Below are 21212 nucleotides of genomic sequence, written 5' to 3'. Positions count from 1 at the left end.
TTTTACCGCCTCTACCCCCAAATTTCCGCTTCAGGGGGTTCGCCAGGCGCGTCTCTTTGCTGGTCTATAATTCTTGTTTTATTACAATGTGATAGCGTTAATTCTAACGATCATCCTTTAGTGGTATTTCCAACGTCCCCCACGTTTTTCCTCACTGATTCCCTTGATCGCAATCAAGTTACGCCCGGCAGAGCATCAGTAGCCTTGGCCGCAGATTGAGCAATGTCACTTGGCAACTTCTTACAACAATATGCCCGTCGTCTTTCAAGCTGCGGCTTGAAACTCGTAGGGTGATGAGCCTTCAGGAGAACTCCGGATGAGCAAATTTCTAGACCGGTTCCGCTACTTCAAGCAGCTGGCCGAACCTTTCTCTGGCGGTCATGGCCAAACGCTGAACACCAACCGCGATTGGGAAGACGGTTACCGCAGCCGTTGGCAGCACGACAAAGTGGTGCGATCCACCCATGGTGTTAACTGCACCGGCTCCTGTAGCTGGAAAATCTATGTGAAAAACGGCCTGGTTACCTGGGAAACCCAGCAGACCGATTATCCACGCACCCGTCCTGATTTGCCCAACCATGAGCCCCGTGGCTGCCCACGTGGTGCCAGCTATTCCTGGTATCTCTACAGCGCCAACCGCCTGAAATATCCGCTGATGCGCAAACGCCTAATCAAGCTATGGCGCGAGGCTAAAGCCTTGTACAGCGATCCGGTTGATGCCTGGGGTTCGATCGTTTCCGACCCGGAAAAAGCCAAAAGCTACAAAGTGGCCCGTGGCCGCGGTGGTTTTGTCCGTTCCAGTTGGCAGGAGGTCAATGAACTGATCGCCGCCTCCAACGTCTATACCGCCAAGACCTTTGGCCCGGACCGCATTATCGGCTTCTCGCCGATCCCGGCGATGTCGATGGTGTCTTACGCAGCCGGTGCCCGTTATCTATCGCTGATTGGCGGCACCTGCTTGAGCTTCTACGATTGGTACTGCGATTTGCCACCGGCCTCGCCGATGACCTGGGGCGAACAGACCGACGTGCCTGAATCCGCCGACTGGTACAACTCCTCGTATATCATTGCCTGGGGCTCCAACGTGCCGCAAACGCGCACCCCGGATGCCCACTTCTTCACCGAGGTTCGCTACAAGGGCACCAAAACCGTCGCGGTGACGCCAGACTACGCGGAAGTAGCCAAGCTGTGCGACCAGTGGCTGAACCCGAAACAGGGTACTGATAGCGCCATGGCGCTGGCGATGGGCCACGTGATGCTTAAAGAGTTCCATCTGGATCGTGAAGTTGGCTATTTCCGCGACTATGTACGCCGCTACACCGATATGCCGATGCTGGTGCTGTTGGAACCGCGCACCGAGGGCTATTACGCCGCTGGCCGCCTTCTGCGCGCCGCCGATCTGGTGGATGGCCTTGGCCAGGAAAACAACCCCGAGTGGAAAACCGTCGCGCTGGATCAGACCAGCGGTGAACTGGTGGCGCCGCAGGGGTCCATAGGCTTCCGTTGGGGCGAGAAGGGCAAATGGAACCTGGAACAGCGTGAAGGTAAAGCCCAGCAGGACGTGGTGCTGCAACTCAGCCTGCTAGGCAGCCATGATGAGGTAGTTGACGTTGGCTTCCCATACTTCGGCGGTGCCGAGAGTGAGCATTTCAACAGCGTGGCGCTGGACGACATCCTGCTACACAAGCTGCCGGTAAAACGCCTGCAACTGGCGGACGGCAGCCAGGCGCTGGTGACCAGCGTCTACGACCTGACGCTGGCTAACTACGGCCTGGATCGTGGTCTGAATGATGCCAACTGCGCCAACGGTTATGACGAAGTCAAAGCCTATACGCCAGCCTGGGCAGAACAAATCACCGGCGTATCACGCCACAACATCATCCGCATTGCGCGCGAGTTTGCCGAGAACGCCGAGAAAACCCACGGCCGTTCGATGATTATCGTTGGGGCCGGTGTCAACCACTGGTATCACATGGACATGACCTATCGCGGGTTGATCAACATGCTGATCTTCTGCGGTTGCGTTGGCCAAAGCGGCGGCGGCTGGGCGCACTATGTCGGCCAGGAAAAGCTGCGCCCACAAACCGGTTGGACGCCGCTGGCCTTTGGTCTGGATTGGCAACGGCCTGCGCGCCATATGAACAGCACCTCGTTCTTCTACAACCACTCCAGCCAATGGCGCTATGAGACGGTTGGCACCGAAGAGCTGTTGTCACCGATGGCGGACAAGAGCCAGTTTGCTGGCAGCCTGATCGACCTGAACGTGCGTGCCGAGCGCATGGGATGGTTGCCATCGGCACCGCAACTGGACACTAACCCGCTGTATCTGGCCGCTCAGGCCAAAGCTGCCGGTCAGACGCCGCTTGACTTCACCGTGGAGAGCCTGAAACAGGGCAACGTCCGCTTTGCCGCCGAACAGCCGGACAACCCGCAGAACTTCCCGCGTAATCTGTTCGTCTGGCGCTCCAACCTGCTGGGCTCCTCCGGCAAGGGACATGAATACATGCTCAAATACCTGCTGGGGACCGAGAATGGCATCCAGGGCCAGGATCTGGGCCAACAGGGCGGCGTAAAACCGCAGGAAGTCGAGTGGTTGGATAACGGCGGCGAAGGCAAGTTGGATCTGGTCGTGACGCTTGATTTCCGCATGTCCAGCACCTGCCTGTATTCCGACATCGTGTTGCCCACCGCTACCTGGTACGAGAAAGACGATATGAATACCTCGGATATGCATCCGTTTATTCATCCGCTGTCTGCGGCTGTCGATCCTGCCTGGGATTCCAAGAGCGACTGGGAGATCTACAAGGGTATCGCCAAAGCCTTCTCCGAGGTGTGCGTTGGCCACCTGGGCCAGGAGACCGACATCGTCACGCTGCCGATCCAGCATGACTCCGCCGCCGAACTGGCACAGCCCTACGGCGTGAAAGACTGGAAGAAAGGCGAGTGCGAGCTGATCCCGGGTAAAACCGCGCCACACATCATGGTGGTCGAACGCGATTATCCCGCGACCTACGAGCGCTTTACCTCACTTGGTCCGCTGCTGGACAAGCTTGGCAATGGCGGTAAGGGCATCAGTTGGAACACCCAGACCGAAGTCGACTTCCTGAAAAAGCTCAACTACGTGAAGACCGAAGGCCCGGCAGTTGGGCGGCCTAAGATCGAAAGCGCTATCGATGCGGCGGAGGTGATCCTCTCGTTGGCACCGGAAACCAATGGGCAGGTGGCGGTGAAAGCCTGGCAGGCACTGAGCAGCATTACCGGGCGCGATCACACCCATCTGGCGCTGAACAAGGAAGACGAAAAAATCCGCTTCCGCGATATTCAGGCCCAGCCGCGCAAGATCATCTCCAGCCCAACCTGGTCTGGCCTGGAAGACGAACACGTTTCTTACAACGCCTGCTACACCAACGTGCATGAGCTGATCCCATGGCGCACCCTGAGTGGCCGCCAACAGCTGTATCAGGATCACGAGTGGATGCGTGCCTTCGGGGAAAGCCTGCTGGTTTATCGTCCGCCGATCGACACTCGTGCCGCGCAGCCGTTGCTGAATAAAAAGCCGAACGGCAACAAAGAGAAGGCGCTGAACTTCCTGACGCCGCACCAGAAGTGGGGCATTCACTCCACCTACAGTGACAACCTGTTGATGCTGACCCTGTCACGCGGCGGGCCAATCGTCTGGCTGAGTGAGGACGATGCCAAAGATTTGGGCATTGAAGATAACGACTGGATCGAGGCCTTCAACGCCAACGGCGCGCTCACCGCTCGTGCAGTGGTCAGCCAGCGTATTCCGTCGGGGATGACCATGATGTATCACGCGCAGGAACGTATCGTGAACATTCCAGGCTCGGAAATTACCAGTCAGCGCGGCGGGATCCACAACTCGGTGACCCGCGTGTGCCCGAAACCGACCCATATGATCGGCGGCTATGCGCAGTTGGCCTACGGTTTTAACTACTACGGCACCGTTGGCTCGAATCGCGATGAGTTTGTGGTGGTGCGCAAAATGGACCATATCGACTGGTTAGACGGCGAAGGTAACGACTACGCGCAGGGCAGCCAGCAGGAGAAAGCCAAATGAAAATTCGTTCGCAAGTTGGCATGGTGCTCAACCTGGACAAGTGCATCGGTTGCCATACCTGTTCGGTAACCTGTAAGAACGTCTGGACCAGCCGCGAAGGCATGGAATATGCCTGGTTCAACAACGTGGAAAGCAAGCCGGGCATCGGCTATCCCAACGCCTGGGAAGATCAGGATAAGTGGAAGGGCGGCTGGATACGCAAAATCAACGGCAAGCTGGAGCCGCGCATGGGTAACCGCGTTGGCCTGCTGTCGAAGATCTTTGCCAACCCGGATGTTCCCGCGCTGGACGATTATTACGAGCCGTTCGATTACGACTACCAGAATCTGCACACTGCCCCGCAGGGCAAGCATCAGCCGATCGCCCGTCCGCGCTCGCTGATCACTGGTCAACGGATGAACAAGATCGAAAGTGGCCCAAACTGGGAAGAGATCCTCGGCGGAGAGTTCGACAAGCGTGCCAAGGACAAAAACTTCGACAACATGCAGAAGGCGATGTACGGCCAGTTCGAAAACACCTTCATGATGTATCTGCCACGGCTGTGCGAGCACTGCCTGAACCCGGCCTGTGTGGCGACTTGTCCGAGCGGTGCGATCTATAAACGCGGCGAAGATGGCATTGTGCTGATCGATCAGGATAAATGCCGCGGCTGGCGGATGTGCCTGACCGGCTGTCCGTACAAGAAAATCTACTTCAACTGGAAAAGCGGCAAATCCGAGAAGTGCATCTTCTGCTACCCAAGGATTGAGGCTGGCCAGCCGACCGTTTGTTCGGAAACCTGCGTGGGGCGTATCCGCTATCTCGGCGTGCTGCTGTACGATGCCGACCGCATTGAACAAGCGGCCGCTACAGAGAACGATAAAGACCTGTATCAGAGCCAAATGGATATCTTCCTCGATCCGCACGACCCGGCGGTGATTGAGCAAGCGCTGAAAGACGGTATCCCGCAAGGGGTGATTGAGGCTGCGCAGCAGTCGCCGGTTTACAAGATGGCGATGGACTGGAAGCTGGCGTTGCCGCTGCACCCGGAATATCGCACCTTGCCGATGGTGTGGTACGTGCCGCCGTTGTCTCCGATCCAGTCGGCTGCCGATGCCGGTGAGTTGGCCCATAGCGGCGTGTTGCCTGATGTCGAAAGCCTGCGCATCCCGGTGCAATACCTGGCGAATCTGTTGACCGCCGGGGATACCGCTCCGGTGCTGTTGGCGCTGAAACGGATGTTGGCGATGCGCCACTACAAGCGGGCAGAAACCGTGGACGGCGTGGTGGATACCAGCGCGCTGGAGCAGGTGGGGCTGACAGAGGCGCAGGCGCAAGAGATGTATCGCTATCTGGCGATCGCTAACTATGAAGACCGTTTCGTCGTGCCTTCCAGCCATCGTGAACTGGCGCGCGAAGCCTTCCCGGAAAGCAAAGGCTGTGGCTTCAGCTTTGGCGACGGTTGCCACGGCAGCGACAGCAAGTTCAACCTGTTTAACAGCCGCCGCATCGATGCCATCGACGTGACGCAGAAAACCCCGCGCAAGGAGGATGCTTCATGATCGCTCTGCGAATTATTGCCCGCCTGCTGGATTATCCTGAGCAGGAACTGTTTGAACATCAGCAAGAGCTGGTGGAAGCCCTGGAACCGGCCTGTGAACTGGACTTGCATCACAGCGCCCAGTTGATTCTGTTTATCCGCCGCTTCTGTGCCCGTCCGTTGCTGGACGTGCAGGCGGAGTATTGCGAGCTGTTCGATCGTGGCCGTGCGACTTCACTGTTGTTGTTTGAGCATGTTCACGGTGAATCCCGCGACCGCGGGCAGGCGATGGTCGATCTGATGGGGCAATACCGCGAAGCCGGGCTGGAGATCGATAGCCGCGAACTGCCGGACTTCCTGCCGCTGTATCTGGAGTATCTGGCTAGCCGCAACAAAGAGGAAGCTCAGGACGGATTGCAGGATATCGCCCCCATTCTGGCCCTGCTGGGTGCTCGCTTGCAGCAGCGTCAAAGCCCGTATGCGGTGCTGTTCGATCTGCTGCTGGTGTTGTCTGCTAGTGGCGTTGCAGCCAAAAGTTTGCAGCCGCAAGTTGCCGGTGAAACACGTGACGACACGCCACAGGCACTGGATGCCGTCTGGGAAGAAGAACAGATCAAGTTTTTGGGTGAGCAGGGTTGTGCTTCGGCGCAGCAAGCCACTCACCAGCGGCGCTTTGCTGGGGCGGTGGCGCCACAGTATCTGGATGTGGGCTCGATGACCACGGCAACCAAAGGACGCTAATCATGCACTTTATGACGCTTTTCTTCTTCGATATCTATCCGTATATCGCCGGTGCGATCTTCCTGATCGGCAGTTGGCTGCGTTACGACTACGGGCAATACACCTGGCGTGCTGGCTCCAGCCAGATGCTGGATAAAAAGGGCATGCGGTTGGCCTCCAATCTGTTCCATATTGGCATTCTGGGCATTTTTGCCGGGCATTTCCTCGGTATGCTGACGCCGCACTGGATGTATGAATCTTTCCTGCCGATCGCCGTGAAGCAGAAAATGGCGATGTTTGCCGGTGGGGCCTGTGGCGTGATGATGTTGGTGGGCGGTGTGCTGTTATTAAAGCGCCGTCTGACCAACCCACGTATCCGCGCTACCAGTAGCGTAGGGGATATCCTGATCCTGACGTTGCTGGTCGTGCAGGTGTGCCTGGGGCTGTTGACCATTCCGTTCTCTGCTCAACACATGGACGGCAGCGAGATGCTGAAGTTGGTCGCCTGGGCGCAAGCGGTGGTGACCTTCCATGGCGGTGCAGCTCAACACCTGGAAGGGGTTGCACTGATATTCAAGATCCATATCGTGCTCGGCATGACCCTGTTCCTGATATTTCCGTTCTGCCGCTTGGTGCATATCTGGAGCGTGCCGGTGGAATATCTGACTCGCCGCTACCAGTTGGTGCGTAACCGCCGTTAATTCCCCGCGTTACCCAGCGGCAAGGTCTTTGGACGTTGCCGCTGTTCGGTTTTCCCCGCATCAATACCCTTTTACCGTTGTTTCAGTCATTGATTTTGGCCTGCCTTAGCCGCCCAGGACTTGGCCAAACAGCTTATTCTTATAGATCTCTTTTCGGCGTTGATCTAGGCTGTGCCATTAGGTTAACGGCATGGTTTACCAGGTTAGTTAAGCGAACGGAATCAATCAGTAAAAATTCTTGTTAGGATTTTCCTTATGCTGATGTTAAATAAGGGCTAGATCAAAAGAGCGTAAAAAGTTTGATTAATTACGCTGGATGCTAAGCCAAACGAGTTAGGGATAAGCAGACTGAACACCTATGACCATTGATAACCTGTCCCACCCCGTGCTGCCGCTGAAAATCATTGCGACAGGAGCGGCTTTGCCTCCCGGCTGCGTCGAATCTTCGGCGTTGGATCGGCAGTTGAACAAACCCGACGGCTATGTAGAAAAACGCTCGGGGATTATTCATCGCTTTCATGCCAGCAATCAGGCCAGCCAGGCTGAACTGGCCGCCGCCGCACTGGATGACGCGCTGGCTCGCCATACTATTGCGCGTGACTCCATCGATCTGTTGATCTCGGCCTCGGCCATTGCCGTACAGGCATTGCCCTTTAGTGCCGCGCATATTCTTAAAATCGCCGGCTTACCCTCAGGTACCGCAGGTTTTGATATCAATACCAGCTGCGTCAGCTTTATTAGCGCATTGCAGGTGGCGGCTGGGCTACTCAACGCAGGCGTTTACCGGCGTATTGCCATCGTCTCTGCTGATATCGCCTCGCGCGGTATCGACTGGGAAGATGAAGAGTCCTCACTGATTTTTGGCGATGGTGCCGCCTGTGCCATTGTGGAACGCGGCGATGGGCGCAGCGGGATTTTGTCCTACCTGATGGAAACCTACCCGGAAGGCAGCGATCTGTGTGAAATCCGCGCCGGTGGCACACGTCGTAACCCGCGTGCCGGGATGAACGACAGCGATTTTCTGTTCCATATGAAGGGTAAGCAGCTGTTCCGCCAGGCTTCGGCGCTGATTGAAGGCTACCTTGAGCGCTTGCTGAACGCCGCGGGGCTCACCTTGCCACAAATCGCCACCGTGGTGCCGCATCAGGCCAGCCATCTCTCGCTGGAACATATGCGCAAAAGGCTGCATGTAGCGCCAGAGGCGTTGGTGGATATCTATCGTTACCGGGGCAACCAGGTGGCGGCGTCAATTCCTTCCGCGTTGCACGAGGCGGCGATCACTGACAGGCTGAATGCCAATCAGCCGGTAATGTTGATCGGTACCGCTGCTGGGCTGACCCTGGGCGGCATGGTTCTGCTGCCATGAAAGTCTTGGTAACCGGAGCGACCAGTGGGTTAGGGCGCAATGCGGCCGAGTGGCTGCTGGCTACCGGACATCAGGTGCATGCCACCGGGCGTGATGAAGCCGTTGGCCGTGAGTTGGCGGCACTGGGGGCAAAGTTTACCCCGTTGGACCTGACCCGTGCTGGGGCGGAACAGTGCGAACAGCTGATGAAAGGGTATGACATTGTCTGGCATTGTGCCGCCAAATCTGCCCCGTGGGGCGATCGCAGGGCGTTTTTCCAGGCCAACACCTACGTCACGGAAAAGCTCGCCAAAGCTGCCGGGCGCTGTGGCGTGAAGCGCTTTATTCATATCTCGACCCCGGCGATCTATTTTGACTTTAAACATCATCACAACATTGCCGAGGGTGAATCTGCCCGCCGGTTTGCCAATCATTACGCCGCCAGTAAGTATGCTGCCGAACAGAGCATTGGTGCGCTGTTGCATCGCTATCCGCAAACCACGTACCTGATCCTGCGACCTCGTGGCCTGTTTGGGCCACATGACCGAGTGATAGTACCCAGGATCCTGGCCCAGATGCAGCGTGACAAAGGTGCTCTGCGCCTGCCCGGTGGCGGTAAAGCCTATCTGGATCTGACCTTTGTGCTCAACGTAGTGCATGCAATGGATCTGGCCAGCAACCGGCCGAATTTGCCTTCTGGCGGCATTTATAACATCACCAACCAACAGCCGCAGCGGCTGGAGGATATGCTGCACCAACTGCTGGCCCAGCAGCTAGGCTGGCAATATCGGGTGCAGGCATTGCCTTACCGGCTGTTGTGGGCGGTGGCAGGGGGCATGGAATTGATAGCCCATTTTACCGGCAAAGAGCCGATGCTGACGCGCTACAGCGCGGCGGCCGCCTATTTTGATATGACGCTGGATAACAGCCGCGCGATTGAAGAGCTGGGTTACCGGCCACGTTATAGCCTGGAGCAGGGGATAGAGCTGACAGGGCAATGGATGAAACAGCAGGGGATGGCGGCGCATGGCTAACATTACCCCCTTTGAAATCGGCTATTGTACCCACCTTGGCTGCATGGCGCTGCGTGGCTCGCCAATGCGTAGCTGCAAATTCCCCTCTCGTGCCTACCTGTTGGAGGTGGGAGAGCGTCGCTGGTTATGGGATACCGGTTATGCCAGCTATTTCCAACAGTACACCGCCAGCGGTATTTTCCGATTGTATAGCCAGATCACCCCGGTTTATTTCAGCCCACAGCAGGCGCTGCTTGAGCAGTTGCGGAGCCGGGGTGTCAGTGTGAGTGATATTGAGGCGGTGATTATTTCCCATTTTCATGCTGACCATATCGCTGGCCTGCGTGATTTCAGCAGCCTCAACATGATTTGTTCCGGTGAGGGCTGGCAGCAAACTCGAGAGCTGCGTGGCTTTGCCGCCCTGAAGCGGGCGTTTATACCGGGGTTGATCCCCGAGGAGTTTGAATCCGCATTGCAGTTTGTGGAGTCATTCCCGCTACAGAGTCTGCCAGCCGAACTGGCACCGTTCCAGCAGGGATATGCGCTGCCGGGCAGCGATGGGCAAATCTTCATTGTTCCTCTGCCAGGGCATGCTGCGGGCCACCTTGGCGCCTTTGTCCAAACCGACGCGGGCTGGACGCTGCTGGCAAGCGATGCCGCCTGGTCGCCGCTGAACTACCAGCAACTGCGTGGCCCTTCGCGGCTGGCGAACCTGATCATGGACAACCCGCGTAGCTACTACCAAACCCTTGAAGCGCTCAACCAGCTGCATCACGGCGGCGCGGCGGAGATCCTGTTGTGCCATGAGGGGGATTTATGATCCCGCTGATGACGCTGTGGCACTATCTGCGAGCGCGCAGGCTGCATTTCACCGAACGGGCAGAACTGGAGGCTTACCAGGCGCGTCAGTTAAAACGCTTTGCCCGCCGGGTATTGGCGTATAGCCCCTATTTCCGGCCATACTGTCTGTTACCTGTGAGCGAATGGCCAGAAATGGACAAAGCGATCATGATGACGCATTTTGATCGGATGAATACCGCCGGGCTGCAACTTGAGGCGCTGTTGGCCTGTGCCCGGCGCAGCGAAACCGATCGCGACTTCACTCCAAAAGTGGGCAAATACAGTGTAGGTCTATCGACCGGCACCTCCGGGAGGCGCGGCGTATTTGTGGTCAGCCCGCAGGAGCAGCAGATCTGGGCTGGCGGTATGCTGGCCAAAATGCTGCCGCAAGGGGTATTTGCCGGTGAGCGTGTCGCGCTGTTTCTGCGTGCGGACAACAATCTGTATCACAGCGTCAACAACCGCTGGTTGAGCCTGACGTTTTACGATCTGTTTGCGCCCTTTGCCGAGCACTTACCGCAGATTGAACGGGAGCAACCCACTATCGTGGTCGCACCTGCACAGGTATTGTGCGCGTTGGCTAATGCAGTCGAGCGGGGCGAGTTACGGCTACAGGTGAAAAAGGTGATCTCGGTGGCTGAGGTGCTGGAGCCGCAGGATCGCCAACTGCTAAAGCGGGTATTTGCCGACGTGGGCGAAGTCTATCAGGCCACCGAAGGTTTTCTGGCTGCCACCTGTAGCCACGGCACCTTGCATCTGAACGAAGAGTTTATTCACGTGGAACCACAGTGGATCGATGAGCAACGCTTTACCCCGCTGATCACCGATTTTACCCGCCGTACGCAGCCGATCGTACGTTATCGACTGGATGATATTTTGGTTCGGCGTAAAGAGCCTTGCCCGTGTGGCCAGGCCAGCATGGCGTTGGAGCGGATTGAGGGACGCTGTGACGATCAACTGATGCTGCCAGGATTGCAGGGGGAGGCGCAGCGAGTCTTTGCCGATTTGTGCCGCCGGGTGATTGCCAACGCGTTGCCCGCCGTGGCGGATTATCGCCTGACCCAGTTGTCTGGCCAGCGGCTGCACCTGATGGCCGACTGCAGTCCGGAAGAACTGGTACATTGCCAGCAGCAACTGATTGCGCTGTTTACCCAGCAGGGTATCGCGGTGCAGCAACTGGAATGGCAACTGACCGCGCAACGCATCATGCCGCAGTTCGATGCTAAACGCCGACGTATCGTACGGTTGCCGGAGGTGCCATGAAAGAGGTGATCTATCGCCTATGGCAAATGCTGCTGGGTTGGGGCTTTGTCGGCCTGATTTATAACAGCACTGACCGATGGCAAGGCGCTGGTTATCAGCTGACGCCGAGTTGGCTGGATCGTGCCATTCCCTTCAGCCCGCATGCTATCTGGCTATACCTGTCTTTTTTCCTGATCGTTCCGCTGTGCTATCTGCTGTGTCCGCTGAGCCGGATCAAATGGCTTAGAAGCTCAATGCAGCTTGCCGCTCTTGTTGCGGGGGCCATCTATCTGCTGTGGCCGACGACGATGGACTACCCGGTCGATCAGGGCAGTTCACTCAGCTCAACCATGCTGGCGGCATTGATCGGGATTGATTCCAAACAAAACTGTTTACCTTCTTTGCATATAGCCTTGACGGCCCTGGCCGTGTGGGCCGTGGCGGACAGCCGGAAAAAATGGCGCAGCGTACTGTTGTCGGTTTGGGGAGTGGCGATTGCCTTCTCTATTCTGCAACTGCGCCGTCACCTGTTGGTGGATTTGCTCAGTGGAGCGGTGTTGGCCATGGCAGTAGGCTATGCCTGCCAGCATGTTCGATGGATTGTCAGTGATTATCGTCAGGGAGAACGACCATGACCGATCTGGTAATACCGATAATATTTATGCTGTGCGTGGTGCTGGGCGAAGCCCTGTGGCTGCAAAAGCGCAACCGGGGCAGCGTTGATTGGCACGATGTGATCTTCAACCTCAACTCCGGGCATATCATGCTGTGGCTGTTCCGGGGGCTGGAGATCTTCAGCTATGGCTATGTGGCAAGTCATTACAGCCTGGGCCTGGTAGATAGCTGGCCGGTCGCGCTGGTGTGGCTGTTTGCCCTGCTGGCGTGGGACTTTGGTTTTTACTGGTTACACCGTCTGCATCACCGTTTCCGCCTGTTGTGGGCGGTGCATGTGGTGCATCACCAGGGCGAACACTTCAATCTGTCGTTGGGCGTACGTAACTCGTGGTATTCGTCATTAACGTCGATCCCGTTCTTTATGCTGCTGGCGTTGGCCGGTGTGCCGCTTTCGGTGTTTATCACCGTTTCGATCCTGCATTACGGCATTCAGCTGTTTAACCATAATGCGCTGACCCCAAAACTGGGCTGGCTGGAAAAAATCTTCGTTACCCCGGCGCACCATCGGGTGCATCACGTCAACGATCTGGCCTATTCCAACCGTAATTTTGGCGGCAGCTTTATCTTCTGGGACAAGCTGTTTGGCACCTTTGGACCGTCGCTGCCGACCGAACCTTTCGCCTATGGCGTACGCGGGGAGAAATCGTCGGCTAACCCGTTCTGGGCCAGCAATCAGCCGTTTTTACGTTACTTCAAACTGCCTTTCAAACCCTCGGCCAATAGCGCCCGTTTCCGCAGTTCAGCCTGGTGTATGGTGAGTGGTGCGTTGCTGCTGTTCGCCCTGGTGCTGGGCTACGTGTATCGTTTCGGGTACGGCTACAACGGCCTGACCGGCGAGCAGGCTGCACTTTTTATGCTGTTGGCGGTAGGTGCGGTGGCGCTGGGTGGGATTGCCGAAGGCCGTAGCTGGGGCGTAAAGGTCTGGTTACTGGTGGCGTTGGCCGCTCCACTGCTGTTGCTGCTGGCGCTGGGTTGGCACCAACCTTACTGGTGGATGATGACCTGCGGCATTGCCGTGCATGGCTGCGCCGTTGCTGCTGGCTGGGGACGCCAGAAGGAGGCAGTGCATGGCTGATTCGTTGCCGCCACTCTCTTTCCCTGCCGATGGGGAACAGGCCTTTCATCGTGAACTGAAACGCCGGGCCCATGATTATCTGAGCGGTCGTAACGATCACCGCTTTGCCGATGTGACCCGCTGGGCCAAAGCTATCGTTCTACTGTTGTTGTGTGTGGGGTTCTACCTGCTTAGCCTGATGCAGCAGCAGGGGCTGGCGTTTATGCTGTGCTACTTTGCCTTTGTCATGATGGGCATGTTGCTGAACGTCAACGTCAATCATGACGCTTCGCATAACGCGTTCGCCCGCACTCCTTGGGTGAATCGCCTGGCGGGGCGTTTGGTGACGATCCCGCTGGGGGTCGATCCGGACTATTGGCGGACAAGGCACGTCAGCTATCACCATGTTTATGCCAACGTCGAACATTACGATCTGGACACCGAAGAGAACGGCTTTTTCCGCCAGACGCCGTTCCAGCAATGGCGAGCGCACATGCGCTATCAGCACCTTTACTGGCCGCTGATTGCCGCCTTGTCGCTGCCCTATATCGCGCTGGTGTTTGATTGGTCAGACCGGTTGGGCAAAACCCCGTTGGCCGCCGAGGGTGTGCTGGCCGGACGCAAGGGCTGGGCGGTGTTTATTGCCAGCAAACTGTGTCACATAGTGGTGGTGCTGGTGATCCCGTTGGTGGTTTGCCAGCAACACGGCATTGGCTGGCAAACGGTGCTGATCGCCTATCTGTTGAGCCAGATGTTAGCCTCGCTGCTGGTGGTGTTCTTACTGCTGGGTACCCACTGGGCGCAGGCTGAGTTTTACGCGGTGCCAGAAGGAGGCCAAATGCCGCAGGGCTGGTATCGGCACAACTTTGCCACTGCCTGCGACTGGGAAACCTCGCCGAAGTGGTTGCATCATCTGACCGGCGGGCTGAATTATCATCTCACCCATCATCTGTTCCCCGGCTGGAATCACCGCCATTATCCAGCGCTAGCCGCCATTCTGGCTGAACTCGCGCCACGCTATGCCATGGATTATCGCTGCATCAGCTATCGTGAGCTGTTGCAACAGCAGCAACGCTTCCTACGTACGATGGGGCAACAGCCTCTATGAAGATGCCAGACACCACGCCGCTGCGGCCCTTGGCGTTCCAAAGGGAGAACCGTGACATTCATCTGGCGCTGATGCGTGGCAGCCAGGCTTATCTGGCGGAGCGGGGCGACCATCGCTTTGCCGACCGAGGGATGTTCGCCAAGGTGTTGCTGCTGATCCTGGTGTGCGCGGGCTTTTATGCACTCAGTTTGCAGCAGCAAAACGCCTGGGCCTATTTCGGCTGCTACGTCGGCTTTATTTTCTCCGCCATGATGTTGACGGTGAACGTGGTGCACGACGCCTCACACAATGCCTTTTTCAAACGGGCACGGCTGAACCACTGGCTTAACTTTATTGTGAGCATCCCGTTGGGGTTGGATGCGGACTGTTGGCGGGTGCGTCACGTTATCTTCCACCATGCCTACAACAATATCGAAGGTTACGATCCGGATATTGAGCCTAACGGCGTACTGCGGCAAACGCCGTTCCAGCAGCGCAAAACCTTTATGCGTTTGCAGCAATACTACTGGCCGATGGTGGCGGCACTGACTTTCCCGTATTACATCTGGCTGTTTGACTGGTTGGATCGGGCTGGCAAAACGCGCATGACGCCCAAGATGATGTTGCAGGGGAGCAAAGGCTGGGGCGTTTTCTTGCTGAGCAAGCTGGCACACTTCACGTTGGCGTTGGCAATCCCGCTATGGCTGATGCCGCCTGAGGTCAGCGCCACCGCGATCTGGCTAACTTACCTGCTGAGCCAGATGCTGTCGTCGTTGGTGTTTGTGATGCTGATTGTGGGTACCCATTGGGCCAAAGCCAATTTTTATCAGGCTCCCGAGCAGGGCAAGATGGTGCATGGCTGGTATCAACATCTGTTTGCCACCACCTTCGACTGGCAGGCCACGCCACGCTGGGTTGGTTACTGGCTGGGCGGTGCCAACCTGCACCTGACCCATCATCTGTTCCCACATTGGAGCCATCGGCATTACCCTGCCTTGGCGAAGATCATTGCCGAGGTTGCGGCCCAACACGGGCTGGATTATCAGTGCCTGGATCTGAAAACGCTGTTGCGGATGCAACAGCGTTTTTTGGGGGCGATGGGGAAGCAGTAGGAACTATTCCGGCTTCATCCCGGCGGCGGTCATCAGCAGGCGAAATAGCGAAGCGACCAAAAACAGCCCCAGGACGCTGGCACTCCAGATAACCACCAGCCAGCCGACGCGTTTCCACCAGGGAATGGTAGCGGTGTTCTCATTCATCGTCTTATTCATCATCAGTGATACCCATCCTCATGGCTCACCTTGCCGCGGAACACGTAGTAGCTCCAGAAGGTGTAGACCAAAATAATCGGAATAATAAACAGCGCGCCCACCAGCATAAAGCCCAGGCTTTGTAGCGGCGCTGCGGCTTGCCACAGGGTGATGGTCGGTGGGATCAGCAGCGGCCAGATGCTGATACCCAGACCGCTTAGTCCCAGAAACACCAGCAGCAGCGTCAGCAGGAACGGTGAATAGTGGGCATCGTGACGTACGCCGTGCCAGATCCCCCAGGCGCTGAGCAGCACCAGCAGCGGCACCGGCAGCAGCCAGAACAGGTTCGGCAGGCTGAACCAGCGGGTCGCAATTTCAGGGTGAGCGATCGGCGTCCAGACGCTGACGGCCAGCAGGATTAGCAGCAGGCTAACCAGCAGGGGAGTGGTCAGACGATGCATCCGGGTCTGCAAGCTTCCGGCAGTCTTCATCACCAACCAGGTGCAGCCGAGTAACGCATAGGTCACTACCAGGCCCAAACCGCAGAACAGGGCGAACGGAGTGAACCAGTCGAAGGGGCCACCGACATAGGCGCGGCCTTCCACCGGGAAGCCGTCGATAATCGCCCCGACGACCACGCCCTGGCAGAAGGTGGCCAGGATTGAACCGCCGATAAACGCCTTATCCCAGATATGGCGCTTTTCCGGTTTGGCTTTGAAGCGGAACTCAAAGGCCACGCCGCGGAAGATCAGGCCAAACAGCATCAGCGTGAGGGGAATGGCCAACGCATCCAGGATCACCGCATACGCCAGTGGGAAAGCGCCAAACAGGGCAGCCCCGCCAAGCACCAGCCAGGTTTCGTTGCCGTCCCATACCGGTGCTACGGTGTTCATCATCACATCGCGATCGTGGCTATCTTTCACCCATGGGAACAGAATGCCGATGCCCAGATCAAAGCCGTCCATGACCACGTACATCATGGTGCTAAACACGATGATCACAAACCAAATCAACGGAAGATCGATACCCATGTTCAGCTCCTGTCGTCCAAAGTTTCGTGTACCGCTGAGAGCGGACGTGCCGGAGTGCCGTGGCCGCTTGGCTCGTCACCTTCATGGGCCTGCGGGCCTTTGCGGATCAGGCGCATCATGTAGGAATAACCGACGCCAAACACCGAGCAGTAGACGGCGATAAAGGCCAGCAGGCTCACGCTCATATGGATGTCGCCATGGGCAGAGACGGCATCGGCGGTGCGTTGCAGCCCGTAGACGACCCATGGCTGGCGGCCAATCTCGGTGGTGAACCACCCCGCCAGCAAGGCGATCAGCCCCGAAGGCCCCATCCACAGAATGAAGTACAGGAAGGGTTTGGACTGATACAGTCCGCCGCGCCAGCGTAGCCACAGACTCCACACGCCAGCCAGGATCATCAGCATGCCCAGCGCCACCATGATCCGGAACGACCAGAACACTACGGTGGAGTTAGGGCGATCTTCTGGTGCGAAGGATTTCAACGCCGGAACCTGCTCGGTAAGGCTGTGGGTGAGGATCAGGCTGCCCAGGTAAGGGATTTCCACCTTAAAGCGGGTTTCTTCACGCTCCATATCCGGCCATCCGAACAGGATCAGCGGAGTGGCCTCTCCCGGCGGGTTTTCCCAGTGGCCTTCGATGGCGGCGATTTTGGCCGGTTGATATTTCAGCGTATTGAGGCCGTGTGCGTCGCCGATCACCGCCTGGATAGGGGCGACGATCAGCGCCATCCACATAGCCATTGACAGCATCTTGCGCATGGCTGGCGTATCACGGCCACGCAACAGGTGCCAGGCCGCCGAGGCACCGATAAAGAAGGCCGACGACAGGAATGCCGCGGTGGTCATATGCAGCAGGCGGTAAGGGAAGGACGGGTTGAAGATCACTTTGAACCAGTCAACCGGCACGACCACGCCGTTGATGATCTCGTGCCCCTGCGGGGTCTGCATCCAGCTGTTGGAAGCCAGGATCCAGAAGGTGGAGATCAGCGTGCCGAGTGCTACCATACAGGTGGCAAAGAAGTGCAGGCCGGGGCCAACACGGTTCCAGCCAAACAGCATCACGCCCAGGAATCCGGCTTCGAGGAAGAAGGCAGTCAGCACTTCATAGGTCAGCAGTGGGCCAGTGATACTGCCGGCAAATTCGGAGAAAAAGCTCCAGTTGGTGCCGAACTGATAGGCCATCACCAGGCCGGAAACCACGCCCATGCCGAAGTTGACGGCGAAGATTTTGGACCAGAAATGGTACAAATCCCGGTAAGCCTGATTGCCGGTTTTCAGCCATAGGCCTTCGAGCACCGCCAGATAGCTGGCCATGCCGATGGTGATCGCCGGAAAGATAATGTGGAAGGAAACGGTGAAGGCGAACTGGATCCGTGCCAGCTCCAATGCATCAAGTCCGAACATGGAGCCTCCTTGATTTGTTCATAATCGGCCTCTTAGGAAAGCGAAAGCTTGCTTATTAAAACTTGCGCTAAGTAGAGCATGGAGTAGAGTAACGATAACAGTGACAGTTATTTTACTTTTTCCTATAACAGTTGGAATTGTATGACCAGATATGAACAGCTTGCCCAGCAGATCCGCGAACAGATCCAGAACCGGGTATGGCGTGCCGGGGACAAACTGCCCTCGCTGCGGGAAAGTGGCAAACGTGCCGGGCTGAGCCTGATGACGGTGGTGCAGTCATACCAGCTACTGGAAAGCCAGGGCTGGATCGTAGCGCGGCCGCAGTCTGGTTACTATGTGGCGGCCCGTTCACAGGCGTTACCACAGCCCATTCGGGGTGAGAAACTGCTGGTGAGCGAACAGGTGGATATCAACGCCTTTATCTTTGACGTGCTGCAAGCCTGTAAGGATCCAGAGATTGTGCCCTTCGGTTCGGCTTTCCCGGATGCCACCCTGTTTATGCAACCCAAGTTGGCCAGGGCGCTGAGCAGCGTAGCCCGAAAATTCACACCTCACAGTTCACTTGCCAATCTGCCGCCCGGCAACGAGGCATTGCGTCGCCATATTGCCCAACGCTATGCGCTGAATGGGATGCAGGTCTCCCCTGATGAGATTGTGATCACCGCCGGAGCGATGGAGTCGTTAAGCCTAAGCCTGCAAGCGGTGACGCAGCCGGGGGACACGGTGGCGATTGAATCCCCGGCATTTTACGGCGCGTTGCAGGCGCTGGAACGCCTGAAACTGAAAGCGGTGGCGATCGCTACCCACCCGCAGCACGGAATCGATCTGGATTCGTTACAGCAGGCGATTGAGCAGTATCCGATCAAGGCCTGCTGGCTGATGACCCATTTCCAGAATCCGCAAGGGTCGAGCATGTCGGACGAGAATAAACAACGGCTGGTGACGATGCTGCGCGAGCATCAGATCTCGTTGTTGGAAGACGATGTGTACGGCGAGCTCTATTTCAGCGCTGAGCGCCCCTTGCCAGCCAAGGCGTTGGATCAGGGCGGGCAGATTTTGCACTGCTCGTCGTTCTCAAAATGTCTGGCTCCGGGATTTCGCGTGGGTTGGGTAGCCGCAGGGCGATATGCACCGCAAATTCAGCGCTTGCAGTTGATGAGCACTGTTTCAACCAGCGTGCCGACCCAGATGGCGATTGCCGATTATCTGCTGCATGGTGGTTATGATACCCATCTGCGTCGCCTGCGGCGTTTATTGGCCCAGCGCCAAAGTGCCATGCATCAGGCGATCGCCCAACACTTCCCGCCGACGGTGAAGGTCAGCCAGCCGGACGGAGGCTATTTCCTGTGGCTGGAGCTGGAGGCGACACAGTCATCCATGGAGCTCTACCAGCGTGCGCTGGCGGAGGGCATCAGTATTGCGCCGGGGCGAATGTTCACCACCGGCGATCGTTTCAACCACTGTTTCCGCCTGAACGCCTCCTTTGAGTGGAGCGACAGGCTTGAAACCGCCATCAAGACCTTGGCCAGGCTGATCCGTAGCCTGGGCTAGGCCAGGTAATGCTTCAATGCACGTCCTGCCTGATGAATAGCCGAATGCACCGCCGGAACCTGTGCGAGGGGGTTTAACAGGCCGTAATCGTGGATCAGCCCATTGTAGCGGGTGGCGGTCACCTCGACGCCAGCCGCGTTCAGCAGGCGGGCGTAGGCCTCCCCCTCATCCCGCAGTACGTCCAGCTCGGCGGTCTGGATCAGCGCGGGTGGCAGCCCTTGCAGCTGTTCCAGGCTCGCATTGAGCGGTGAGGCGTAGATCTCCTTACGCTGGGCCTTGTCGGTGGTGTAGTTGTCCCAAAACCACTTCATCATATTGCGCGTCAGGAAATGGCCTTCAGCAAACTGATGATAGGAATCGCGATCAAAACTGGCGTGGGTGACCGGCCACAGCAGGATTTGGCAGCGCAGTGCCGGCGTGCCTCGCTCTTTAGCCATCAGGCTGACCACCGTCGCCATATTACCGCCAACGCTATTACCTACTACCGCCAGCCGGGTACCGTCGACGTTGATCTTTTCTCCGTATTCCGCCACCCATTCCGTGGCCGCGTAAGCTTGCTCGATGGCGGTGGGATACTGGGCTTCTGGTGACGGTGTGTAATTGACAAACACCGCTACCGCTCCGGAACTGTAAACCAGGTCGCGCACCAATCGTTCGTGAGTTGGGAAGTCACCCAATACCCAACCACCGCCGTGGAAAAACATGAATACCGGCAATTTCCCTTTCACTCGTGGCGGGCGCACGATGTGCAGCAGGATGTCCTGACCGGCCACGTGAATGGTTTTCTCTTCGATCTCGACCTCACGCTGTACCACCTCGACGCTGCGTTGCGCGCCTTCCAACACCTTACGTGCCTCCTTCGGCTTCATCTGTTCCATCGGTTTGCCGCCGCTGGCGTTCAACTCCGCCAGAAAGGCGGCTACGTCTTTAATCGCTGCGGGCTGGGTGGCATCAAAGGTTTTCTTGCTCATGTTGGGATCCTTAAGGTTGAGGAGGAACATTGAGTACGGGGTAACTTAACAGTGTAGTCAAAGACTGGGGGTGTGCCCTCACCCCAACCCTCTCCCATAGGGAGAGGGAGCTGATAGCTCCTGCTCATTTGGAAGTAAAGTGGTCCTCTCAGCAAACGCATCTCTCAGGCAAAGGTGAATCACCACAGTTTCAAATCCACTCGATCGCCCCCCAACAAAAGGACGAACACCCAGATAAATTGTGGCACGGACTGTCCCCGGTCTGTACACCCATAGGGAGAGGGAGCTGATAGCTCCTGCTCATTTGGAAGTAAAGTGGTCCTCTCAGCAAACTCATCTCTCAGGCAAAGGTGAATCACCACAGTTTCAAATCCACTCGATCGGCCCCCCAACAAAAGGACGAACACCCAGATAAATTGTGGCACGGACTGTCCCCGGTCTGTACACCCATAGGGAGAGGGAGCTGATAGCTCCTGCTCATTTGGAAGTAAAGTGGTCCTCTCAGCAAACGCATCTCCTCATGCAAAGGTGAATCACCACAGTTTCAAATCCACTCGATCGGCCCCCAACAAAAGGACGAACACCCAGATAAATTGTGGCACGGACTGTCCCCGGTCTGTACACCCATAGGGAGAGGGAGCTGATAGCTCCTGCTCATTTGGAAGTAAAGTGGTCCTCTCAGCAAACTCATCTCTCAGGCAAAGGTGAATCACCACAGTTTCAAATCCACTC

The 21212-nt window shown here is 57.2% G+C and carries 17 protein-coding genes; 13 read left to right on the top strand and 4 right to left on the bottom strand.

Going from position 1 to position 21212, the window contains the following annotated elements; genetic code table 11:
* Nucleotides 1-316: 316 nt before the first annotated feature.
* From KGP17_RS16240 to KGP17_RS16185, 12 genes are all read left to right on the top strand, one after another.
* Nucleotides 317-4078 (top strand): nitrate reductase subunit alpha, encoded by a 3762-nt coding sequence (locus KGP17_RS16240; RefSeq protein ID WP_223497982.1) that lies wholly within the window; start codon nt 317-319, stop codon nt 4076-4078.
* Nucleotides 4075-5619: a nitrate reductase subunit beta gene (gene narH, locus KGP17_RS16235; protein WP_021805674.1), complete on the top strand. Its 1545-nt coding sequence runs from the start codon at nt 4075-4077 to the stop codon at nt 5617-5619. The genes KGP17_RS16240 and narH overlap by 4 nt, the downstream gene beginning before the upstream one ends.
* Nucleotides 5616-6338, top strand: a complete 723-nt coding sequence (gene narJ / locus KGP17_RS16230) for a nitrate reductase molybdenum cofactor assembly chaperone (RefSeq protein WP_021805673.1) — start codon at nt 5616-5618, stop codon at nt 6336-6338. Before narH ends, narJ begins: the two co-directional genes overlap by 4 nt.
* 2 nt (nt 6339-6340) lie before the next feature.
* Entirely contained in the window at nt 6341-7018 is a 678-nt protein-coding gene (gene narI / locus KGP17_RS16225) for a respiratory nitrate reductase subunit gamma (RefSeq protein WP_021805672.1), read from the top strand.
* A 358-nt stretch (nt 7019-7376) separates the two neighbouring features.
* The gene (locus tag KGP17_RS16220; protein WP_218519207.1) at nt 7377-8384 is read left to right on the top strand and encodes a 3-oxoacyl-[acyl-carrier-protein] synthase III C-terminal domain-containing protein; all 1008 of its coding nucleotides are present in this window, start codon (nt 7377-7379) and stop codon (nt 8382-8384) included.
* Nucleotides 8381-9397, top strand: coding sequence for an NAD(P)-dependent oxidoreductase (locus KGP17_RS16215; protein ID WP_021805670.1), 1017 nt, complete (start codon nt 8381-8383; stop codon nt 9395-9397). Before KGP17_RS16220 ends, KGP17_RS16215 begins: the two co-directional genes overlap by 4 nt.
* The gene (locus tag KGP17_RS16210; protein WP_021805669.1) at nt 9390-10196 is read left to right on the top strand and encodes an MBL fold metallo-hydrolase; all 807 of its coding nucleotides are present in this window, start codon (nt 9390-9392) and stop codon (nt 10194-10196) included. Before KGP17_RS16215 ends, KGP17_RS16210 begins: the two co-directional genes overlap by 8 nt.
* Nucleotides 10193-11479 (top strand): F390 synthetase-related protein, encoded by a 1287-nt coding sequence (locus KGP17_RS16205; protein WP_223497981.1) that lies wholly within the window; start codon nt 10193-10195, stop codon nt 11477-11479. Before KGP17_RS16210 ends, KGP17_RS16205 begins: the two co-directional genes overlap by 4 nt.
* The gene (locus KGP17_RS16200; RefSeq protein WP_021805667.1) at nt 11476-12093 is read left to right on the top strand and encodes a phosphatase PAP2 family protein; all 618 of its coding nucleotides are present in this window, start codon (nt 11476-11478) and stop codon (nt 12091-12093) included. The genes KGP17_RS16205 and KGP17_RS16200 overlap by 4 nt, the downstream gene beginning before the upstream one ends.
* Nucleotides 12090-13208, top strand: coding sequence for a sterol desaturase family protein (locus tag KGP17_RS16195; protein ID WP_223497980.1), 1119 nt, complete (start codon nt 12090-12092; stop codon nt 13206-13208). Before KGP17_RS16200 ends, KGP17_RS16195 begins: the two co-directional genes overlap by 4 nt.
* Nucleotides 13201-14295, top strand: coding sequence for an acyl-CoA desaturase (locus tag KGP17_RS16190; protein ID WP_223497979.1), 1095 nt, complete (start codon nt 13201-13203; stop codon nt 14293-14295). Before KGP17_RS16195 ends, KGP17_RS16190 begins: the two co-directional genes overlap by 8 nt.
* A 2-nt stretch (nt 14296-14297) precedes the next feature.
* Nucleotides 14298-15386 (top strand): acyl-CoA desaturase, encoded by a 1089-nt coding sequence (locus KGP17_RS16185; protein ID WP_218520379.1) that lies wholly within the window; start codon nt 14298-14300, stop codon nt 15384-15386.
* A 3-nt stretch (nt 15387-15389) separates the two neighbouring features.
* Here KGP17_RS16185 and KGP17_RS16180 read toward each other — a convergent pair whose 3' ends face one another.
* Genes KGP17_RS16180 through KGP17_RS16170 form a run of 3 tightly spaced genes read right to left on the bottom strand, consistent with a single transcriptional unit; the run spans nt 15390 to nt 17958 of the window.
* Nucleotides 15390-15533: a DUF2474 domain-containing protein gene (locus KGP17_RS16180; protein WP_094983222.1), complete on the bottom strand. Its 144-nt coding sequence runs from the start codon at nt 15531-15533 to the stop codon at nt 15390-15392.
* Nucleotides 15534-15547: 14 nt separating this feature from the next.
* Nucleotides 15548-16555 carry a cytochrome d ubiquinol oxidase subunit II gene (gene cydB, locus KGP17_RS16175; RefSeq protein ID WP_059201083.1) on the bottom strand — a complete coding sequence of 336 codons (1008 nt, stop codon included), beginning with the start codon at nt 16553-16555 and terminating at the stop codon, nt 15548-15550.
* Between the two features lie 2 nt (nt 16556-16557).
* Nucleotides 16558-17958, bottom strand: coding sequence for a cytochrome ubiquinol oxidase subunit I (locus tag KGP17_RS16170; protein WP_059201082.1), 1401 nt, complete (start codon nt 17956-17958; stop codon nt 16558-16560).
* A gap of 141 nt (nt 17959-18099) precedes the next feature.
* Here KGP17_RS16170 and KGP17_RS16165 point away from each other — a divergent pair, with 141 nt between their 5' ends.
* A complete protein-coding gene (locus KGP17_RS16165; RefSeq protein WP_094983220.1) occupies nt 18100-19509 on the top strand; it encodes a PLP-dependent aminotransferase family protein in 1410 nt (469 codons plus the stop codon).
* Here the strand turns inward: KGP17_RS16165 and KGP17_RS16160 are convergent.
* On the bottom strand, nt 19506-20480 hold the full coding sequence (locus tag KGP17_RS16160) for an alpha/beta hydrolase (protein WP_166732784.1): 975 nt from the start codon (nt 20478-20480) through the stop codon (nt 19506-19508). The two genes, KGP17_RS16165 and KGP17_RS16160, sit on opposite strands and share 4 nt — an antisense overlap.
* Between the last annotated feature and the right edge of the window lie 732 nt (nt 20481-21212).

This window comes from Serratia sp. JSRIV001 (assembly GCF_019968745.1).
In the GTDB taxonomy this organism is placed as follows: Bacteria; Pseudomonadota; Gammaproteobacteria; order Enterobacterales; family Enterobacteriaceae; genus Chania; species Chania fonticola_B.
The sequence above is the reverse complement of the archived record's forward strand: the minus strand, read 5'-3'. Positions and strand labels throughout refer to the sequence as shown.